Source organism: Pseudobdellovibrionaceae bacterium (assembly GCA_023898385.1).
Lineage (GTDB): Bacteria > Bdellovibrionota > Bdellovibrionia > Bdellovibrionales > UBA1609.
This window is the reverse complement of the sequence record CP060220.1, coordinates 939,891-959,740: the sequence shown is the minus strand read 5'-3', so window position 1 is coordinate 959,740 and position 19,850 is coordinate 939,891. Positions and strand designations below refer to the sequence as shown.

Here is a 19,850-nt window from a genome sequence, read left to right as displayed (position 1 = left end):
CAATGGCCCGTAGAGGTGGGCGTTTAACGGGTTTTGGGTCATTCAATTTGAGGGTTGATTTTGAGTATTCATGTTCAAATAGAAAAATTTGAAGGTCCGCTGGGCCTGCTTTTGCACCTGATTCGGCGCGAAGAAATGGATATTTTTGATATCAATATCCACCAAATCACAAAGCAATATTTCGACTATATTAAAGCCATGAAGCAGCTCAACTTAGAGTTGGCCGGCGAGTTTGTGGCCATGGCCGCCACACTGATCCATATTAAGTCTCGAATGCTTCTGCCTCAATATAACGAGGACGGGGAAGAAGACGAATCGCACGATCCCCGTAAAGAGCTGGTTCAAAAACTACTTGAGTATGAAAAATTTCAAGATGTTTCAAAGCAACTGTATGAGCGACCTCTGTTGGGGCGAGATGTTTTCTCTCGCGGTGTGCGCGAGACTTTTGAGCCAGTGAATGATGAAGACAATATTGTTGTGGATGAAAATCCGTTGTTTTCTTTGATCTCGGCCTATCGTTTTGCTGTGCGAAATATGAAAAAAGCCATCCATCGGGTGGGTACGGAGCTTCAGTCTATCAGTGAGCGGGTGCTTGAAATCAAAGCCCGGTTGATTGCTGGACGAACTTTGCGTTTTTCTGAGTTGATAACAGAGTCTCCCGGTGAAAAATACACAGGACAGGTGCTGATCACGTTTTTGTCTTTGCTAGAACTTGCAAAGTTAGGCTTTGTCGCCCTTTTTCAAAGCGAAAACTTCGCGGATATTCATATTGAAACGAAAAAAGAAATCGAAAACGATGCGATCAGTCGCGTGGAGGACTATGTTCATAACCACGAAGACGACCTCAATATGGACGAAGTCACTGGCGAAGCCCAGTTATTAGACACACCTGAAGAGTATGAGCTGGAGGCGGCTGAAGAAACCAATGAAACGGCGGCACCCGTGGAAGGTCAATTGCAATGGTCTGCGAATGACTTTGAAGAAGAAATTCCGCCGGAACAAGTGGGCGTGGATGCGGCAACGGATGACGATATTTTGGCTGAAGAGGCTCGATTTGAAGCGATCGATCGTGGCGAAGGGCCAAGCTCTGAAAATAACGAGGGTATGGTATGAGTGACTCAGAAGAGTTTGACGAAGTGTTTGATGACGACACTACATTGGTTTTAGATCCCAGTGAACTTGAAGAAGGCTTTGATGACGAGGGTCTAATGACGGCGGAGGTCGATGCCGACGGGGACCAAGAGATGGAGGCCTCGGATGATCTTGAAGACCAAGATGATCTTCGCGTGGCTGACGGCACAGAGCTAGAAGACTTTGAGAGTGCGGAAGTGGAAGAAACCCAGTTTGTCGACGAAGACACATTAATGGGTATTGTGGAAAGTTTGTTATTTGCAACAGATAAGCCGCAATCACTAGGTGCACTGAAGGCGCCCTTTAAGGGGACCAACATAAGAACCAAAGATATTCGTCGCGCCGTTGAGAAATTGCAAATTGAATATGCTAGCCCCAATCGTGGTGTGACCCTTGAAGAAGTCACCCATGGATACCAGTTGCGAACGAAAATAGATCACATGAATTTCATTAAGGGTTCAGTCAAAGGGCGGCCTTTTAAACTTTCAGGTCCAGCCCTTGAGGTGTTGTCTATAGTGGCCTATAAGCAGCCTTGCATTAAACACGATGTGGATGAGGTGCGGGGTGTGGAGTCTGGGCACCTTTTGCGTGGGTTGATGGAGAAAAACATTATTACCTTTGCGGGTAAAAGTGAGGCTCCGGGTAAGCCTATGTTGTATGCAACGACTAAAAAGTTCTTAGAAATTTTCGGCTTAAGAAATCTGCAAGAACTTCCAAGTCTCAGTGAAATTGATGAACTGATCCCTGAAGGCATCGGTGACATTGAGGACGAAAAGGAAACTCTCTCAGATGTGACTCATTCCATGTCAAAAGAGGTGGGAGAGAGTTATTCAGAGAGTGAAGAAGAGCTAGGTAAGATCACTGAGCAATTGGCCGACATCACCACTTCATCTGAATTTTTCGAAGAAGAAAAGCGCCGACAAAAAGAAAGGCGAGACGCCGAGCGGGCTCAGGATATTCGTGAAGCTCTGGTTATGGGTGATCCTGTCGAAGACAAAGACCAGCGGTGGCTTGAAAAATACGAAGCTCGATTGGCTGAAGAAGTGACCGCAAAAGCATCAGAGTCTGGCGATGGAGTTTCTGAAGAAGTGAAAGTAGCCGAAGTTTCAGAATCGCAAGAGGATACCCAACCAGAGGTTGACAAGACAAGATTGGCCCAAGCAGAGAGCGACACCTCGGCGGCCACTGAACAGGACGTCCCGAAGGAACAAACAGGCACTTCTCGCTCGGTATCAGAAATGATGGGAAAGTTGGCAGAGGATCTTGCTGTATTTGATGAAAATCCACCAGAACCTAGTGAGCCAGGATCCGGCGGAGATAAGCCTCTGGATCTTTAATGAAAAAGGTTGCCAAGATTGTTCTTTCTGGCCTGATTCTGTACCATCTGATGGCGGTGGTGGTGGGGCCCAACGGCGGATCACTGCTTGGTCGCACCCTGTACCCCTACTATTCTTCTTATTTAAATTGGCTCACCATAAATACCAGCTGGCAGTTTTTTTCGCCAGCACCTGTGACCACATGGGTAGAGTACGAAGTTCTTGATGAAGATGGAGAATCTCAAGATAGCGACGGTGACGGAGTCCCAGATCTCTTACGGTTTCCGCCGGCAAAAAGGCCTCAGTATTTGTCAAAAGAAGGCTACAATCGCCGTATGGCTTACGGCATGTTTACAACCAGTGATGAGGTCAAGTTTAAAGATTTCTTGTTGCCCTGGTTATGTCAGGTGCATACGGGAGCCACCAAGTTATCCGTTCGTATCACCAGACAGCAGATTGTGGGCATTGAAAAGGCCCAAGATCTTAGGGGCGATGTGTATGACCTCAACGAGGTGTTTCCCGGCCCCTTTCGTGAATATGAATGTGAGCGGGGGTTATTGTGAAAGCATTTTTCCATCGCCTCACTAGCACTTGGGATCAGTTTTGGTTTGCGCCTCAAGACCTTATTCAAGTTTCGCTATTTCGCTCACTGCTTGGTTTTGTAATGTTCTTCATGTATTTGATCCGCTTTCAAGACATTGAATTGTTTTACACCGACAGCGGATTTCTAAACCACAGCATGGCTTTAAAGTTGTTTCCGGAAGTGGTTCGGCCAGCCTGGGCCCTGTTTCTTTCGTCAGATGTGGGTATTTATTGGAGCTATGTTTTGTTTTTAGCGCTGCTGTTGGCCTTGGCTCTGGGGCTTGTGGGCCGGGCCCTGACGTGGCTTGTGCTTTTGTTGCATGTGGGGTTTGTGCAGCGAAATTACGGTGTGGCCTACGGAGCGGACGTCTTCAATACTTTCTGGCTATTGGCTTTGTCTTTTGTTGATCACAACAAGTATTTTAATGCCAGTAACCTGTGGCGTTCGGCTTTTCGTCGCACTCCCATGGTGAAAGTGGCAAAGCATGAGCTGCTCGAATCAGATATTTTGAGCAGTGTCGGGATTCGACTTGTCCAACTGCAGCTGTGTATTGCTTACGGCTACACGGGCCTTGAAAAGCTAAAGGGGTTTGGATGGTGGGAGGGCACGGCTGTTTGGTATGTGATTGGTGATATGAACACCATGATGTTTGATCTTAGTTTTTTGCAGCATGCTCCCATTTTGGTTGCGCTTTTAACATTCACCACTTTGATTTTTGAAATCTATTTTCCGGTGATGGTGTGGATATCAAGCATTAGATACTGGTGGCTACTCCTCGGCATAGGCATGCACGGGTTTATTGGTCTTTTTATGGGCTTACCATTTTTTGCCTTGGTCATGACGCTCGCCTATTTGCCCTTTGTGGACCCTAAATACATTCGCCAATGGCACAATCGATTTGATAAGTGGATATTGGCTTAGGGTGTCTGCCGCATGTAGATAAAAAATAGAACCAATAATGTTCATACTGAGTTAGTGTGAAATTGTCGTGGTTATAATCCATCGGTGGGTTCTCAAATTTTCTCAATTTAAGACGTTGAAATTTGAGAAAGGGGGTGATCGTCGCCCCGTCGGTCAGCAGGATGTAATAGGTGGCGATGTTGACAAATGGCACCTTTCACTATTGTTGGGTGGCCCAAAAGTGTGAGACAATTAAACCGTTAATCGTACCGAGTTCTGAATTCATGGCATGGGTAGAAAAGGTGATCACAGTGGAGCCATGGAATTTGGAAATTCTTTTTAGGGAGAGTCTTGACGTGAACTGGTTGAAATCGACAAGTCAGCTGTTGGGTGGGGGAATAGTTCTATGTATTCTTGTGTCCTGTCAGCTGGCGGACAACCAGATCAATGGCGCTATAAAAAATCAGGCGGTTTCTGCGCAGATTTCTTTTGTGGGGTCGTTTTCAGATAAAACTTATAGCTCGACCATAGAAGTTCGGGTTGAGTTTTCTGGTCCTGTAAGTGGATTAAGTGAAACTCACTTTGATGTGCAAAACGCATCAATAACACAAGTGCTTGGAAGTGGTTCCGAGTACACGTTAGTTCTAACACCCTTGAGCTATGGTTCGGTGACCATCTCCTATGTTGGCGGGGCCAATATTTCAGTCAATGGTTTGCCAGATCCTATCACCGTGGAATACACGAGGTACCCTTATCCGATTCGGTTCCTGTCGCTTGGATCATCGTCGGGTTTATTTCGCATTATTCCCGTGCCGGGCTCGAGCGATCAAATATATGTGGGTTATTACATAGACGGTGGCAACAGAGTGTATGTTCGTCGCGAAACCAACGCCGGAGAGTTGGTTTGGGAGCGGGCGTTGAAGATGCACTTTTTTGATAATGGCGCTGTTATGGGATCTACTGTTTATGTGGCCGGGAAAAAGAACTCGTTTTATGGTATGGCGCTGGCATTGGACTTAGATACTGGGGAGCCGCTATGGGCTCGCGATTTTGTTAATTCAACGTTTGGGAGTCGAGTGTATGTTTATGACTCAGTGGGTATGGGCGATGGCGGTCTTACTCTTGTAGGGGAATCAGTAAATGTAATGTCTGGCAGCGATGGAGGCATGATCATAAATACAAATGCGGCCGGAATTATTGAATGGCAGAAACGGTTCGATGGGGATTCAACAAAGGATAGTGCTCTGTATAAGGTTGCGCAGTCAGGATCATCTGATGACATTTTAGGTGTTGGTAGCATGGAGACGGGCGGAGGGGACCGGTATTTGTGGTTTTTGAAATTAACAAATGCGGGCGTGCCGTTGGTGAACAAGGTTTTTGATGTCGGCCCAGGGACATTGGGTTCTTTTTTGGATATTTCATCAACCATTGACGGTCACTTTGTTCTGTTGGGAGAAATAAGTGGGCAGCCGGTGATTGTAAAAGTTGATGGTAGCGGCAATATAATTTGGGTATGGAGGCCCGTGGAAACCAGCGTGGGTCTTAACAGGGTTCGACAGTTGAGTAACGGCCAGTATTTTGCCGTGGGTTTTAATTCTTCAAATCAGCCAGTAGTGATCAGCGTGTCCGATACAGGCAGTTTTCTATGGGGTAAGAGTTTGTCCAGGGATTCATTTTTTTACGACCTCGCCGAGGCTGAAGATCAATCCATTAAGCTTGCTGGATACTCAGTGACTTTAGGAGCACTCATTACTAAAATCAATTTTGATGGCAGCGTTGCCCAATACGACTGCGCCGAGTGGTGGGACTTCACCTTAACTGACTCCACTTTGACGTTAAACGAAAGTGCGGGACCAGTTGAAACCACATCCAATGTAGATATCAACACACTTATTGATCAGGCCACCTTACAAAGTGCCACATATGCCGCCACACCATCGGCCTCAGAGGTTTTGTATTGTGAACCGTAACCCAGTTTAGGGGTAAATCTTTACCTATCAAGATTCTAAAAGACCCTGAGCCCATTTCAATACAGATTCAGCGGCGTATTCTTTTTTGTAAAGACGCTTTTTGTCCTCAGCCAAAGAGTTGTACTCCGTGCTGGAGAACTTCAAAGCAAACACCACCAATGGATTTACGTTTGTCGAACTCCTCTTTTGTTTTAAGTATGTAGTCAACACCCACGGTTGATAGAGGCTTTCCATAAATAATTTTTTTTGCGTGTTCTAAGAGGTCTTGGTTTTCAAAAACCAGCAACAGATCAATGTCAGAGTCTTTAGTGAATTGGTCCGAGGCCACAGAGCCAAAAAGGTAAACTTCACTGACTTTGATCTTTTTAACCAAAGAATCGACAATGTTTTGGGCTTCTTTTTTTTGCCCAAACATTGAGTTCTTTATCTGGATTTAACTTATATAAGCCCATGAATCATAATAATAACTGATAAGCTCAATGAAAAGTGATTTTTTCTGTATCGGCGTTATGGTCAATCTTGAATCTAAAAAATTGCATCAGCCACTCTCACGCCATCGCAGGCGGCGCTGGTGATGCCTCCAGCGTAGCCAGCACCTTCACCTGTGGGGTAGAGTCCCTGGTGACTCAAGGATTGTAGGGTGGTTTTGTCTCGGGTGATTCGCAGGGGGCAGCTGGTTCTTGTTTCAACGCCGTAAAATTGTCCTTGGTCTGTGATAAATTCGGGCATGGTTTTAGAGAACCGCTCAAGCCCCTCTCGCAAGTAGTTGGTGATTGTGGGCGGGAGGAGCTCATCAAGGCGGAGTGGCAAAACCCCAGAGGGGCACGAGCCTTTAAGTGCCTTACCAAGTTTTCCATCAATGAAGTCGGTGATTTTTTGGACGGGCAATTGTCGGATGCCACCGGCCTTTTGCACCTGGTGAAAGGCTTCACGTTCTAGTTGTCGCCGCATTTTCATGCCACCCCAAAGATCATTGCCGAAACTCTTTTCATGATCCACCGTGACCACTACCGCGGCATTGGCATAGGGAGAGTTTCTATTGTAGTTGCTCATGCCATTTGAAACCAAGCCGTCGGCCTCCGTGCCGCTTGATAAAACGTATCCTCCCGGGCACATGCAAAAGCTGTAAACCCCAACGTCATTTTTGTCATCGTGGTGTGTGATTTTGTAATTGGCTACGCCCAATTTGGGATGGCCGGCAAATTCGCGATATTGAATTTGATCGATCAGCTTCTGAGGGTGCTCTATGCGAAGCCCTAAAGCAAAAGACTTGCCTTCTATATGCACGCCTTGTTGCTGGAGGTGTTCAAATAGGTCCGTGGCCGAATGGCCGCAGGCAAGGATAATGTGGTCGCTAAAATGCTTGGCGCCGTCTTCTGTTTGTACGCCGATCACCCGGTCGGGCTCTAATAGAAGGCTTTGCACCTTAGTGTTAAAATAAATTTGTCCCCCGCTTGATAAAATATGTTTGCGAATATGGGGAATAATTCGTCGCAATCGATCCGACCCCACATGGGGATTAGCCAAATAGAGAATTTCTTCTGGGGCGCCAAAATCCACGAGCCGTCGGAGCACGTAAGGTATATGAGGTGATTTGATTCGTGTGATCAGTTTGCCATCAGAATAAAGCCCTGCTCCGCCTTCGCCAAAGCAAACATTATTTCTTGAATTGAGTTCTCCGTAGCGCCAATATCGATTGATGTGTTTCATTCTTTGTTCGGTGGACGAGCCTTGTTCAAAGACAATGCAAGGGATGCCTCGCTCAAGCAGGCGAAGGGCCGCAAAAAGGCCAGCGGGTCCAGACCCGATAATTAAAACGGGCGCCCCAGAATAAGCCACGCGATCAATGTCAAAGTCCACTTTGGGTGGAGCTTCATTTTCAGAAAACACCTCGACAGAGAACACAATTTGCGGTGAATGACGGCGCCGGGCATCCACGGATTTTCGCAAAATATGATAACTCGAATAGTTGGGGGCCATCCACTGGAGATGGTCTTCAAGCTCCTCATCAAGACCGATCTTAATATTGTGAAAAATTTGACTCAAATACCACCTGCCACTTTTTGCGAAGGTATCAATTTTGCCATCACGATGCAAGGCATCGATGAGTTGAACATTGGATCAAAGCGGGGCTTTCGGGGGCATTTTAACGGCCCACTTTAAAAATAATATAAATTGTTGAATGGGTATAGAAATGGCGGGGGCCAGCCGAATAGATCACAGGCGACAGGCGGTTGTTTTCTCGGGGGAGGGGCCGAGTGCTAACGAAACGAAAGCTTCAGTGAAGTCCCGTATTCTTGATCGGTGGTCTTCACGCCCGCGGGCGGCTGGCTATCGTGGAACAATTGATAGGAAATAACCCACGATAGGTGGCTGTTGACTAAAAACTCCATATAGTTTTGCCAGAGTAGACGAAAATCTTGTGGGTTTTTTGAGTTCGTAAGCGACTCAAAAAGCGGTTGGTAATAAAGGGTCGTCTTGAAATCGACGGATTCAGCCACATCTATTTTTGATGAGAGATAGAAATTTCCCCTCAGACGTTGCTCGATTTCGGCAATCTGATTCTGAGAATCTACTTCGTAGCGTTCTTCATAGTAAAAGGCTCCCGCTCCCAAATAGAGACGAAAGCTTTCACTTTCTGAAAGAGCGGTTCTTAGGCCGGCCCCGGCAAGAGATCGTGAAGCCAGTCTTTTAAATACATCTCTCTCCCACTGCACATAGGATTCTATGGATGAGTTTGGCCATATATTATAGTTCCAGCGGTAATGCGCTAGTAATTGGTCAGCGGTTTTTATAGTCTGACTGGTTTCATATTTAAACTTTATCAGGCCTAAGTTTTGAAATGGCCCCGAATCTGTTCGTACTTGTCCAGAAAAGCTGTAAGCATTTTTTTGTGAGTTCCCCACTTTTCCGTCAATAGAAACCAGGGCTTCGGCTTGTACGGGCGCACTCGGTTCCATCCGAAGTGATTCAATGTTAACGATAGCTCCCACAGGAGCACTCGCAAGAGACAAAAGCCCGAAAAGTAGAGTTCGAATTAGCATGAGGGCGACGATAGTGCAGCCTTTCTAATGTGTCTAGTGGTGCAATTTTGATTGTTATTCAAAGGGTCAAAAGTGGACGCAGAGGATTCGACACGGTGAATATTGATTGGCAATAGAAGTGCCTTTTCGGCCGGGGACCTGATAGATAAAAACAGATGAAACAGCCCATTTTATTGCTATTACTGAGATGTATCCCCAAAAATATTTTGAGTTTTTTGGTGGGTCAGCTCACAAAGATTCAGCTGCCCAAGCCCTTGGGGCCATGGTCTGTGCGATGGTTTGCCAAGCGGTATAAAATTAACTTGCTAGAGGCGGCTTTGCCCATTGACCAATACCACACGATCAATGCTTTATTCACTCGCCAGTTAAAACCTGGTGTGCGACCCATCGAAGGCCCTTTGGTGCATCCTGCGGATTCTGAGCTCACAGTTTCAGGGCTTATAAACAACGGATTGATGATTCAGGCGAAGGAAAAACTCTATCAGGCCAGCGATTTTCTCGCTCGCCCGGCATTGCCGCAAGAATTTGAGGCTGGGAGTTATTTCACCTACTATCTTTGTCCTACGGACTATCACAGAGTGCATGCCCCTGTTTCGGGGCGCATTGTGGGTGTCGATTATGTTCCTGGCCAATTGTGGCCCGTCAATGGGTATAGTGTGAAGCGGGTTTCAGATCTGTTTGCCCGCAATGAGCGTGTGGTGATTTGGATAGAAGGATCACTGGGTAGAGTGGCTGTGGTTATGGTGGGGGCCACAAATGTTGGTCAGATCACCGTGGCCTTCGACCCTGAGATTCGAACCAATACTTCTCACTTTCGAAAGCCGATGAGTAAAACATACGGAGAAGACGGAATGCCCGTTAATGCGGGCGATGAGCTGGGTGTGTTCAATATGGGGAGCACTGTGATTGTGATGTATCCCAAGGGGGCTGTTGATCTGGCTCAGGTGAAGTTGGGCCCAGTCAAAATGGGGCAAAGGCTTATTTTAGCGAATTAATCGCCGTCATTTCCGATAGCTTCCACGGGGCACCCCTCCATAGCCTCCCGGCAAAGATCTTCTTCATCTTCGCTTTTTGGCTGATGGACCACAAAGGCATGTCCGTCGTCTTCATCCATTGAGAAATTGTCTGGGGCCGTCATGACGCAGGCGTCGCAGGCAATGCACTCTTTGTCCACATAGTACTTTCCCGGGGTGTTTTCGTCGTATTTGTTATCTTTGTCAGCCACGCAAGTCTCCTGGCGAGTGGGTGGGGGTTAAAGGGCCCCTTCTCGCCCTTTCTAAGGTATCTGAAAGTCTACTTATATTCAAGGGTTGCTCGCAGAGCTTCAACTTGAACTTAGACTCAATGCCGGTTACAAATTGGCGGTTGTTTTTGAAGAAATTAAGGGGAATTTGTGACTTTATCTGTGGATCAAGAAATCGACCGGCGCCGCACTTTTGCGATTATTTCGCACCCTGATGCGGGGAAAACCACAATCACCGAGCGCATACTCTTTGCCGGTGGTGTGATTCGCGAAACGGGAGACGTGAAAGCCAAGGCCGGCAAGAAGACGGCCACCTCCGATTGGATGGCTCTTGAAAAGGAGCGGGGCGTTTCTATCACCTCCAGTGTGATGCAATTTGATCATCGTGGATTGCGCATTAACCTTCTTGATACTCCAGGCCATAAGGACTTTGGTGAAGATACTTACCGCACGTTGGTGGCTGCCGATTCAGCGGCCATGCTTATAGACGCCGCCAAAGGGGTTGAGATTCAGACCCGAAAACTTTATGAAGTTTGCAGCTTGCGAAAGATGCCTATATTTACCTTTGCCAATAAAATGGATCGCGATGGAAAAGAGCCCATGGAGCTGATCGACGATGTGGAAAGTACATTGGGGATCCGCTGTTTTCCTGTCACCTGGCCCATAGGAATGGGGGAGAGTTTTCGTGGTCTATATCACCGCCTTCATAAAAAATTGTACCTCTACACCAAAGGTGAAATCGAGCCAGAAGTGGTGGCGGTTGATGGTTGGCAGGATAAAAAAATCAAAGACCTTGTGGGTGATGAATTGTTTAATAAACTTCAAGAGGATTTAGAACTTCTGGAGGGGGCGCTGGGACCATTTTTAATTGAAGAGTTTTTAGCTGGTGAAGTGTCGCCCATGACTTTTGGCAGTGCCAAGTTCAGTTGGGGCGTGGACTTATTTTTAGATCTTTTTGCCGACTACGCGCCGGGGCCCGTGGCTAGGCGCAGCCAAGATGGCCTTATTGATCCGCATGACAAGGGGTTTTCGGGGTTTATTTTTAAAATTCAAGCCAACATGGATCGAAAGCACCGCGACCGCGTGGCTTTTGTTAGAGTGTGCTCTGGGGAGTTTCGCCGGGGCATGAAAGTGAAGCACATGCGGCTTAAGCGAGAATTGCGACTGGCCTATGCCAATCAATTTATGGCCCAGGATCGGGAAACCGTAGAGGAGGCCTATGCAGGCGATATAGTGGGCCTCGTAGACACCGGAAATTTTCAAATTGGCGACACCATCACTGATGGCAAGAACATAGAATACTCAGGGATGCCGCGGTTTTCGCCTGAAGTATTTGCAAGACTGTCTATTAAAGATCCATTAAAGAGAAAGCAGCTGCAAAAGGGTGTGCGTGAGCTCTCAGAAGAGGGAGCCGTTCAGGTGTTTATTGACCCCTTGGTTGGTGAACAAGACCCCGTGCTTGGGGTGGTCGGAGAATTGCAGTTTGATGTTTTGCTGTATCGACTTAACGATGAATATCGACTGGATGTGAAACTAGAAAAATTGCCGCTGTCAGTGGCGCGTTGGCCTCGCGATGAAAATGGCGAGCCAGTGCGAGAGGGTTTAAAGGGCAACGCAAAAATCTATCAAGACGTAAGTGGTCGACCCGTGGTGCTTCTTGAGCGAGAGTGGGATTTGCGCTGGTTGACCAAAGAGAACCCAGGGGTGGAATTTCATATCACTGGTGGCTAGCTGAAGTGCCCTGTGTCGGTAAAAAAACTGTGACCCATAAGAGGTCCTTAAGAGGGAAGCGTGGATTTACAAAAAACACATTTAATTGTCGGGATATCTGGGGGTAGTGCTTCAGGGAAGACCACGTTTGCCCGTGAATTAAAACGAGTGCTTGGCGAAAAACTTTGCGCCATTGTTTACCAGGACTCCTACTATTTGGATCATGGAAAGCTCGTTGTAAAATGTGGCGAAGATATTAACTTTGATCATCCAGATGCCATTGAGTTTTCGCTTTTAGCTCAGCATTTAAAATTTTTGCGGCAGGGGCACTCTGTGCCGGTCCCTGATTATGATTTTGTCACCCACACGCGTAAGGCTGACTTTCAAGTGCAAGTGCCAAAGCCAGTTATATTAATCGATGGGATTCTTATTTTGAGCCGGCCCGAAATCAGGGAGCTATTAGATTATAGTATTTTTATTAAGACCACTGAAGAAGTACGCTTTAAAAGGCGGCTTGCGCGCGACGTGGCCGAGCGCGGACGAACACCAGAAGGGGTTTCTCGGCAATTTGAAAAGTATGTAAAGCCCATGCATGACCTCTTTGTGGAACCATCACAGCAGTATGCCGACAAGGTGTTTCGTGGGGAGGGCAGTATGCGAGGGCCCCTCATAGAAACATTAGAACTCTTTGGTTATTCCTCTCGGGTGGAAGTGCCAAAGGGCGTTTAAACTCCTCCGTCTGACATGGCTCGCATCCACTCATCACTCGGAGAGACAAGGCTTCGTTTTCTCATGTCGAACAGACCCATAGTGAAAGTGGCTGAACAGCAGATTTCACTATTTTCATTGTATATCTGTTGCTCAATGAAAAACAGTTTGCCCTTTGTGTGGCTATATTGAGTTTCAATTTTGATTTTTTCGCGGTTTCTCAGTTCTCGCTTGAATCGAATGTTGATTTCTAAAATTGTTGGACCAAGACCAGTTTCTTGTATGCGCCCCAATCCGTAGCCTCTGGACTCCAAGATATCCCAGCGAATCTGCTCGAAGATCTGCAGGTAAGTGGCGTTATTGACATGGCCAAAAGTGTCTAAATGGTGCTCTTTGATGACAAGGGAGTGGTTGAAAATAGTGTGTTGTTTTCCGGCGGTCATAATTTACCTTTAAGTTTTTGAGGGTGAGCTTTCGGTGAGACGATTCATGATAAGGCAGGCCGTCATATCACCACTGACATTGATCACCGTTCGACTCATATCAAGAAGGCGATCAACGCCCATTATAAGCATAATTCCTGAAGTGGGGATGCCCACACTAGACAGAATCATCGAGAGTATCACTATGCCGACGCCCGGAGTGCCTGGGGCTCCGATAGAAGCCATGGTGGCCGTGATCACAACCATGGTCAGTTGAGTGAGCGTAAGATCTACGTGAAAAAGCTGTGCTAGAAAGAGAGTAGCGACCCCCTGGTAAAGGGCGGTTCCGTCCATGTTGATAGTGGCTCCCAGTGGCACCAGAAAGCGCGAGACCTCCGTTCGAACATGAAGTTTTTCTTCGGCTGTTTTGATCGAAAGTGGCATCACGGCCGCAGAGCTTGAGGTAGAAAACGCCAACAGCTGCACTTCTCGAATGCTTTTTAAAAATACGAAAGGATTTGTGCGCCCCAAAAGGGCGACCATGGATAAGTAAATCAACAGTACGACAAATAGTCCCAGTAACACGGTGGCAATATAAACACTCAGCCCTGTTAAGATTTCAAATCCCACTTGTGAAGTGAGTTGGGTCATAAGTCCAAACACTGCCACGGGGGCGAGTCGCATGGCCCAGCGAATGACCACCATACACACTTCTTGTATGGAATAAAGAAGTTGGATGAGGGGGTTGGCCACAGAGGGGCTCAATGTAATCAACGCCACACCGATGAATACGGCAAATAAAACCACCTGCAGCATCTGATCAGACACCATGGCGTTTAGCGGATTGCTCGGAAGCAGAGAGGGTAAAGTCTTCGGGATTTGATTAATAGACAAACCTGTGTTGAGGTTTCCCTCCGGCGGCGGTGTTTGAGCGGAAGACTGTGAATGATTCAAAAAACTCTGCATTTTCTCAGGGTCAATGCTGTGCCCCGGTTGAATCAACTGAGCCACAAGAAGTCCCACCGTCACAGCGGTCACCGTGGTGGCCGTGTAATAGACAATCACTTTAAGGCCTAAGTTTTTCAAGTTTTCAAGGCTGCCGCTACTAGCCAACCCTCGCACAACAGAGGCAAAGATAAGAGGCATAACCACCATCTGCACAATGGCCAAGAATATGCGGCCCGGCAACGCCACCCACTCGCCAATGGTGGAGGAAAGTTGGGGCGAAACCCATCCCATCTCAGGACCAATAATCACGCCAAATCCCAAGCCCAATACTAGTCCAAAAACAATTTTGGCCCAAAGGTGTTGATTTAAAAGTTTCTGCAATTCCCCGCTTAGATGAATCAGGGTTTTTGGAGAAGGGAGTGCGTCTGGAAGTGTATGGTTCATTGAAAATCACCTTAACTTTGATTCAAAACAATGTTCTCATTTGGTGAAGTTAAAAGGTACCCAAAAGGTATCGGATTACTTTTGGTAGCAATGGTGCGTCACCAAAGTGACGCACCATTGCTACCAAAAGTAATCCGATACCTTTTGGAGATAGAGGGGTTTATGCGCATTTTGCTTTTGTTTTTTATTTTCGGCGCGAGTTGTCAGTTGGCGGACAATCGTATTCGTGGCCGTATTGCGAGTGATTCAATTGGTGAACTTCCAGCGGGAGCGCCCCCGTCGGCGCTGACATTTTCTGTGACAGAGGCGTGGTACCCGAAAAATGTGGGAATGGTGCTGGCATCACCTGCCGTTGTGGGTGATGAGATTGAGTTTTCGGTTTCACCTGCCTTGCCTTCAGGTTTAAGTGTGGACTCACATACGGGCGTGATTAGCGGCAATCCAGGAGAAATTTCTGAAGTTCAAGCTTATACACTCACAGCCTCCAATGCTTTCGGGTCAGCTAGCGTAGACTTTGACCTTGGTATTGCTCAAAATTTTGTCTTAGACACGGTAAACGATACAGATGACTTGTCGACGGCCGATGGTGAGTGTTTGGATGGTTTAGGGGACTGCAGTCTGCGAGCGGCCTTTCAACAGGCCAGTGCTGAGCCTAATATTTTCTCGTTCATTCATGCGCCATCAAATACCTATGTGCTAAGCTCAGGCGTTATTACGGCCACGACAAGTTTTGAGTTAAAGGGCGACGGCGTTGGCTCAACGATTCTCGATGGTAACAGTACCGATCGAATCTTGTACTACAGCGATATGGGTCGACATGGAACATTGAAAATAAAGGACATAGAGTTTCGAAATGGGAGATCCACCGATTCGGGGAGGGGTGGAGCTATTTTCATAGTGGGTTTGCCTAATACGCTTCAACTTCAGTCGTGTCGATTTTTTAATAATCAACTGACAAATTCAGGGGCAAAAGGGGGTGCCATCAATGCGCAGGCCAGTCATGTTTTTGTGGATGGTTGCGCGTTTGAATCCAATGTGGCCGATGGCGGCGCAGGAGCTATTTATTTAAACCTTGGAGCTAACAATAGTTCATCCATTTTGAACTCCGAATTTATTAATAATTCAGCAACAGGATTTTATGGCGGAGCCTTGATTTATGAGCTTGGCAGTATGGGCGAAAATATTATTAGGGGGACGTCATTTGTGGGAAACAGCGCCTACTATGCAGGCGCCATATATTCGGGGTTCTCAAGTGTTACAATAGAAGACTCATATTTTAGTGAGAATGAGAGTACGTTTAATAGTACTGGGGCGGCGATTCGGTACTATTTTACTTCGGCCATGCCGAAAGATTTTTACATCATCAATTCAACATTTGATGCCCATACTTCAGGGGGGACAAGTGTAATAGATGTATTTTCGCCAACTCAACACTCAAGTCTTGGTTTAAATTTGCAGCATGTCACATTTAAGAGCTCGACAACTGCGGCTATATCGGCCACAAGCGCAGATGTAAAAGGTTTTGGTGTGATTATGAACACCCTCACGGGCTGTCAACTTACGACCAGCGCATTCGTGTCTCAAGGGTATAACATGGAAGTCGGTGGCAACACCTGCGGACTAAGTGGCACAGGTGATCTAGCAAATGCCGTGTCTGCGGGTTTTTCAACGGGGACAGCCGACTTCAATGGCGGGCCAACTAAAAATCTAATGCTTGATGCGGGTAGCGCCGCCAAAGACGTGATTCCGCAGGGTTCATGTATTGTCACTGAGGATCAAAGGGGTCAGCCAAGGCCGGCCAATGGATATTGCGATATGGGTTCCATTGAGGTGCAATGAACTCCAAAAGGTATCGGATTACTTTTGGTAGCAATGGCGCGTCACTTTGGTGACGCACGATTGCTACCAAAAGTAATCCGATACCTTTTGGAGAAACCGTCTCGCTCTCCATAGACCTAAGGGGCTGACTCCTGTGCCGATCCAATCTATTTTTTTATCAGATGTGACGTGAACAACGGTGGGAGTGGCCGAAACGGGGTAAAGTCTTGCTGAAGCGGCTTCGGGGTCTGCAAAGACAGAAAATTTGTAGGGGTGCGATTCAAGGTATTGTTTGATTGTGTCTAACGGTTCGCCCACACTCACAGCTAGAATTTGATGGGCAGGAAGTGTTCCTTCAGCGATGGCGTCGTTGTAACGGCTAAGTTCAATTTTGCAAGGTCCACACCACGTGGCCCAAAAAATCAGAATCTGCGGTGTCTCTGTGGCCAAAGGTAAAGTGGTGCGCTGACCATCCAGCGCGAGAACAGAAAAAGAAGGCGCAGGTTCTCCTTCAGCATCAAATGAAGCCATCCAGCCAGGAGTCCGCTGTGATAATATGTAGGCAAAGACAAGTGCCAGGATTAAATTAACGGCGTTTTTTTTAAGCCACAGCAAATCGGATTCACCTGGTGTGCGTTTGTTTGCAGTTTAATATACCAAGTTCTTGTCACAGAGTCCAAGTTTCGCTGAAGCCGTCGATGTTTATATCAAGCACTGAATGAGTCTTGGCAATCGGCCATTCTGAATACGGAGGCGCGCATCTAACCTAGTGGCCGCGAACTCACTCTAAAAAGAGGCGAAAGTAAAATCACCTCTAAGAGAATCGTCTTTGGCTTGGAGTTCCACTAAAACGGGGATAGACAACCTATATGCTAGCTGGCAGTGATTATCGCTTCGACCTGCTGTTTCCATTCGTTGTAACGATATTCGAAGTCATCTTGACGAGCTGAAATAAAATGGTATCCGTCCAGGGCAATTTTATTACGGGTGTTTTGCTCTTCCACAATGAGTTGAATTCGGTGTACAGCGACCATGATCTCATGCAGTTTTGAATCCATCTCATTCAATCTTGCATCGACTCTATTGAAGCGTGCGTCGATTTCTTTGAATCTTGCATCTACCTTGTCGAATCTAGCGTCGATCTCTTTAAATCTAGCGTCGATCTCTTTAAATCTAGCGTCGATCTTGTTGAATCTAGCGTCGATCTTGTTGAATCTAGCGTCGATTTCATTAAACCGTGCATCGATGGTTTTGAATCGTGCATCAATGTCATTAAACCGAGCTTCCATCCGGTCAAATCGGGCTTCAGTTTTATGCTCGAGGCGTAAAATATCAGATCTCAGTTCGCCTTTGACCTCAACTAGCATAGCGTGAGTGACATTCATATCTCTGGTCCTGGATGGTACATTGGGTCGTTTTTTCTTTTTAGCAGATTTCAAAATAGAGCCTTTCGCAAAAGTATTCGATGTATGGGGGCTAAGCAACTGCAAATCCATGCCAACACGTCAGCTCTAATAAAATTCACTCAATCACGCCCAGTGTCCGAAAGGCACACTGCGGCCGGACTTTCAGAAAATTTTTATTGGAGACGAAAAGGTGCCAATTTCGCAAGGCGCAGCCCACAATAGCGATGTGGGCCTTCGGCAGAATGAAACAAGTTCTTGTCAGTGAGTCGATTGATTGGCAAAAATAGATCCTTAATCGCGAGGGGGCTTTATGCGAAATTTATCATTCATGGTGGCCTTTTTCATGTTGGCCACACCGGCTTTTGCGGGATTTATTTCAGTTTGCTTACCCCAAAAAAACAAATGCTTACAGGGCCGCTATTCGGAAGACGCTGAAATCCTAGAGGTGATTCAGATTCAAGATCGGCAAGGTCAGAGAGTGTCTTTAGATAACAACGACAGGGCTTATTTGCAACAAGTCTTGCCCTATCTGTCGGGACCAAAACACGCTTTGGTGGATGTGGTACTTAAATTTGTGCCCGAAGGGGAAGTGTTGCCCCTCCAGTTGTTAGACTTTTCAGATTTTCATGTGGCCAGTCACGAGGAAAGCAAGCACCACAAATCTTGGACAATGATTTGTGATGCTATTGGCCATGAAATGTGGGCCCAATATTCTGCAAACAGTAAATTGGTTCAGATCTTAGCTCCAGTGGGCGATGTCGCCACGCGGTGTCGAGGGCGATGTGGCGGCGGGTGTGGATCAGGCGAAGATCACACAGCCTACAGTTACACGCAGGAGTGTTTAAACCACGATATGTGTCACTCCATTGAGGGTCAGCAATTGGGAGTATGTGCTGATGAAATGCGAGATGCAGTGCTGAGTTATTTGTTTGCACCTCGTTGTCATTGAGTCCTATAATTTTCATCAGACCATACAACTGAGGAAATTGCATCTATGAGTGTTGTGTCTGTGATCAATCAAAAAGGCGGTGTGGCTAAAACCACCACTTCAGTGAATGTGGCGGCGGCGTGGGCTGATATGGGTAAAAAGGTTTTGTTGATAGACCTAGATCCCCAGTCATCGGCCACCAAAGCTATTTTTGGGGATAAAAGTTTCGATAAAACCATTTATGACGTGATTGTAAACCGAGTGCCGGCCAACGAAGCGGTGCAGTTTTCAGAGACTTTCGGCATTGACGTTATCCCCGCTGAAATTCTACTGAGTGGAATCGACATTCAATTGGCTCCGCAGTTTGGTCGCGAAAAGTTTTTAAAGCGCAGTTTGAGCAATATTCGGCATGAATATGACGCCATCATAATAGATTGTTCGCCAAGTTTAGGATTGCTTACAGTCAATGCCCTAATGGCCTCTCAAGATATTGTTATCCCCATATGCCCAGAGTATTTTTCGATGAAGGGGATTGAATTGATCCTAGATACCTTAAAAAACATTCGCTCTGGACTGGGTCACAAAGTGAACGTGCGCGGCATCGTCATTACGCGCTATCGCGATCGCCGTATCGTAAAAGATGTGATCAAAGAGGTTGAAAATTTGTTCGGGCTCCGCGTTTTTCATGATTTTATTCCAGATAATATTGCGGTGGAAGAAGCTCATCATCATCATCTTCCGGTGATGGATCATGCGCCCAAAAGCAAGGCGGCCAAGGCGTACAAGAATCTTTCAAGGGAGTTGTGGTTGTAATGTCAAAAAAAGGCAATCCGCTCTTTGTAGATTCTACGAAGTTTCACGGCGATACTATTACCATGCGCGTGGAGCTGGATGGGGCCATGCCATACCCTGATGAAGAAGTGGTCATGCGAGTGTGGGATGATCAAGGGTTATTTGAAGAGTTGGAGCTTCGACAAAAAGAAGAAAGTGTGATGGTGGGAAGCGTAACCTTAAAGCACCAACAAAAAGTACAGATTCAATTTGCTATATGTCAGGGTGAAAGCGTGCATGGGGCCATGCTGCCAGTGACAGAATCAGCCTCATATATGTGCTCAGTGCGCTGGGACCCGTGCTCAGCCGGTCGAGCCTATTGGATGCGGGCCCCCGGCGTTAAAGCCAAGGCCGACTTTAATGAAGAATCACGCCGTAACTATGCCGCTGAAGAGGGTACCTTAGTGGCCACTTTGATCAATAAATGGGGTTTTTAGTGGCTAAGAGG

20 protein-coding genes are annotated in these 19,850 nt (G+C 46.8%); 12 read left to right on the top strand and 8 right to left on the bottom strand.

The genetic code is table 11. From position 1 onward, the window contains the following. Window positions 1-60 precede the first annotated feature (60 nt). The 5 genes from H6626_04125 (at window position 61) to H6626_04105 (ending at window position 5,900) form a co-directional block, all read left to right on the top strand. A complete protein-coding gene (locus H6626_04125; GenBank protein USN48286.1) occupies window positions 61-1,113 on the top strand; it encodes a segregation/condensation protein A in 1,053 nt (350 codons plus the stop codon). After that, entirely contained in the window at window positions 1,110-2,468 is a 1,359-nt protein-coding gene (gene scpB / locus H6626_04120; GenBank protein USN48285.1) for an SMC-Scp complex subunit ScpB, read from the top strand. Before H6626_04125 ends, scpB begins: the two co-directional genes overlap by 4 nt. Further along, complete coding sequence (locus tag H6626_04115; protein USN48284.1) at window positions 2,468-3,010, top strand: hypothetical protein; 543 nt, start codon at window positions 2,468-2,470, stop codon at window positions 3,008-3,010. The genes scpB and H6626_04115 overlap by 1 nt, the downstream gene beginning before the upstream one ends. Continuing rightward, window positions 3,007-3,951, top strand: coding sequence for a hypothetical protein (locus tag H6626_04110; protein USN48283.1), 945 nt, complete (start codon window positions 3,007-3,009; stop codon window positions 3,949-3,951). The genes H6626_04115 and H6626_04110 overlap by 4 nt, the downstream gene beginning before the upstream one ends. Window positions 3,952-4,121: 170 nt before the next feature. Further along, a complete protein-coding gene (locus tag H6626_04105; GenBank protein ID USN48282.1) occupies window positions 4,122-5,900 on the top strand; it encodes a PQQ-like beta-propeller repeat protein in 1,779 nt (592 codons plus the stop codon). A 106-nt stretch (window positions 5,901-6,006) separates the two neighbouring features. Here H6626_04105 and H6626_04100 read toward each other — a convergent pair whose 3' ends face one another. The 3 genes from H6626_04100 to H6626_04090 form a co-directional block, all read right to left on the bottom strand. Further along, a complete protein-coding gene (locus tag H6626_04100) occupies window positions 6,007-6,315 on the bottom strand; it encodes a nucleotidyltransferase domain-containing protein (protein USN48281.1) in 309 nt (102 codons plus the stop codon). Between the two features lie 110 nt (window positions 6,316-6,425). Continuing rightward, a complete protein-coding gene (locus H6626_04095) occupies window positions 6,426-7,946 on the bottom strand; it encodes an FAD-binding protein (protein ID USN48280.1) in 1,521 nt (506 codons plus the stop codon). Window positions 7,947-8,161: 215 nt separating this feature from the next. Continuing rightward, a complete protein-coding gene (locus tag H6626_04090; protein ID USN48279.1) occupies window positions 8,162-8,893 on the bottom strand; it encodes a DUF481 domain-containing protein in 732 nt (243 codons plus the stop codon). A gap of 206 nt (window positions 8,894-9,099) precedes the next feature. Between H6626_04090 and psd the strand changes: the two genes are divergently transcribed. After that, a complete protein-coding gene (gene psd / locus H6626_04085) occupies window positions 9,100-9,939 on the top strand; it encodes a phosphatidylserine decarboxylase (protein ID USN48278.1) in 840 nt (279 codons plus the stop codon). On the opposite strand, the gene H6626_04080 is transcribed toward psd, so the two are convergent. Next, on the bottom strand, window positions 9,936-10,169 hold the full coding sequence (locus tag H6626_04080; protein ID USN48277.1) for a ferredoxin: 234 nt from the start codon (window positions 10,167-10,169) through the stop codon (window positions 9,936-9,938). The two genes, psd and H6626_04080, sit on opposite strands and share 4 nt — an antisense overlap. Window positions 10,170-10,337: 168 nt before the next feature. Between H6626_04080 and H6626_04075 the strand changes: the two genes are divergently transcribed. After that, the gene (locus H6626_04075) at window positions 10,338-11,918 is read left to right on the top strand and encodes a peptide chain release factor 3 (GenBank protein ID USN48276.1); all 1,581 of its coding nucleotides are present in this window, start codon (window positions 10,338-10,340) and stop codon (window positions 11,916-11,918) included. Window positions 11,919-11,978: 60 nt separating this feature from the next. Next, entirely contained in the window at window positions 11,979-12,626 is a 648-nt protein-coding gene (gene udk, locus H6626_04070; protein USN48275.1) for a uridine kinase, read from the top strand. Here udk and H6626_04065 read toward each other — a convergent pair. Both H6626_04065 and H6626_04060 read right to left on the bottom strand, forming a co-directional pair. Then, the gene (locus tag H6626_04065) at window positions 12,623-13,048 is read right to left on the bottom strand and encodes an acyl-CoA thioesterase (GenBank protein ID USN48274.1); all 426 of its coding nucleotides are present in this window, start codon (window positions 13,046-13,048) and stop codon (window positions 12,623-12,625) included. The two genes, udk and H6626_04065, sit on opposite strands and share 4 nt — an antisense overlap. Before the next feature lie 9 nt (window positions 13,049-13,057). Next, on the bottom strand, window positions 13,058-14,419 hold the full coding sequence (locus H6626_04060; protein USN48273.1) for a dicarboxylate/amino acid:cation symporter: 1,362 nt from the start codon (window positions 14,417-14,419) through the stop codon (window positions 13,058-13,060). Between the two features lie 162 nt (window positions 14,420-14,581). On the opposite strand from H6626_04060, the gene H6626_04055 reads away from it, so the two are divergent. Further along, the gene (locus tag H6626_04055; protein USN48272.1) at window positions 14,582-16,258 is read left to right on the top strand and encodes a putative Ig domain-containing protein; all 1,677 of its coding nucleotides are present in this window, start codon (window positions 14,582-14,584) and stop codon (window positions 16,256-16,258) included. Window positions 16,259-16,321: 63 nt separating this feature from the next. On the opposite strand, the gene H6626_04050 is transcribed toward H6626_04055, so the two are convergent. Beyond that, window positions 16,322-16,852, bottom strand: coding sequence for a TlpA family protein disulfide reductase (locus H6626_04050; GenBank protein ID USN48271.1), 531 nt, complete (start codon window positions 16,850-16,852; stop codon window positions 16,322-16,324). A gap of 257 nt (window positions 16,853-17,109) precedes the next feature. Then, window positions 17,110-17,676 carry a hypothetical protein gene (locus tag H6626_04045; protein ID USN48270.1) on the bottom strand — a complete coding sequence of 189 codons (567 nt, stop codon included), beginning with the start codon at window positions 17,674-17,676 and terminating at the stop codon, window positions 17,110-17,112. A 277-nt stretch (window positions 17,677-17,953) separates the two neighbouring features. On the opposite strand from H6626_04045, the gene H6626_04040 reads away from it, so the two are divergent. From H6626_04040 to H6626_04030, 3 genes are read left to right on the top strand one after another with little or no spacing between them, the layout of a single operon-like run. After that, window positions 17,954-18,592 carry a hypothetical protein gene (locus H6626_04040; GenBank protein ID USN48269.1) on the top strand — a complete coding sequence of 213 codons (639 nt, stop codon included), beginning with the start codon at window positions 17,954-17,956 and terminating at the stop codon, window positions 18,590-18,592. Between the two features lie 45 nt (window positions 18,593-18,637). Next, entirely contained in the window at window positions 18,638-19,384 is a 747-nt protein-coding gene (locus H6626_04035; protein USN48268.1) for a ParA family protein, read from the top strand. Further along, window positions 19,384-19,839, top strand: a complete 456-nt coding sequence (locus H6626_04030) for a hypothetical protein (GenBank protein ID USN48267.1) — start codon at window positions 19,384-19,386, stop codon at window positions 19,837-19,839. Before H6626_04035 ends, H6626_04030 begins: the two co-directional genes overlap by 1 nt. Window positions 19,840-19,850 lie beyond the last annotated feature (11 nt).

Excerpts from the sequence above, each read along its gene's own strand:
- H6626_04055 (USN48272.1), top strand. The coding sequence starts at position 14,582 with ATGCGCATTTTGCTTTTGTTTTTTATTTTCGGCGCGAGTTGTCAGTTG.
- H6626_04040 (USN48269.1), top strand. The coding sequence starts at position 17,954 with ATGCGAAATTTATCATTCATGGTGGCCTTTTTCATGTTGGCCACACCG.
- H6626_04100 (USN48281.1), bottom strand. The coding sequence starts at position 6,315 with ATGTTTGGGCAAAAAAAAGAAGCCCAAAACATTGTCGATTCTTTGGTT.
- scpB (USN48285.1), top strand. The coding sequence starts at position 1,110 with ATGAGTGACTCAGAAGAGTTTGACGAAGTGTTTGATGACGACACTACA.
- H6626_04115 (USN48284.1), top strand. The coding sequence starts at position 2,468 with ATGAAAAAGGTTGCCAAGATTGTTCTTTCTGGCCTGATTCTGTACCAT.
- H6626_04030 (USN48267.1), top strand. The coding sequence starts at position 19,384 with ATGTCAAAAAAAGGCAATCCGCTCTTTGTAGATTCTACGAAGTTTCAC.
- H6626_04060 (USN48273.1), bottom strand. The coding sequence starts at position 14,419 with ATGAACCATACACTTCCAGACGCACTCCCTTCTCCAAAAACCCTGATT.
- H6626_04035 (USN48268.1), top strand. The coding sequence starts at position 18,638 with ATGAGTGTTGTGTCTGTGATCAATCAAAAAGGCGGTGTGGCTAAAACC.
- psd (USN48278.1), top strand. The coding sequence starts at position 9,100 with ATGAAACAGCCCATTTTATTGCTATTACTGAGATGTATCCCCAAAAAT.
- H6626_04065 (USN48274.1), bottom strand. The coding sequence starts at position 13,048 with ATGACCGCCGGAAAACAACACACTATTTTCAACCACTCCCTTGTCATC.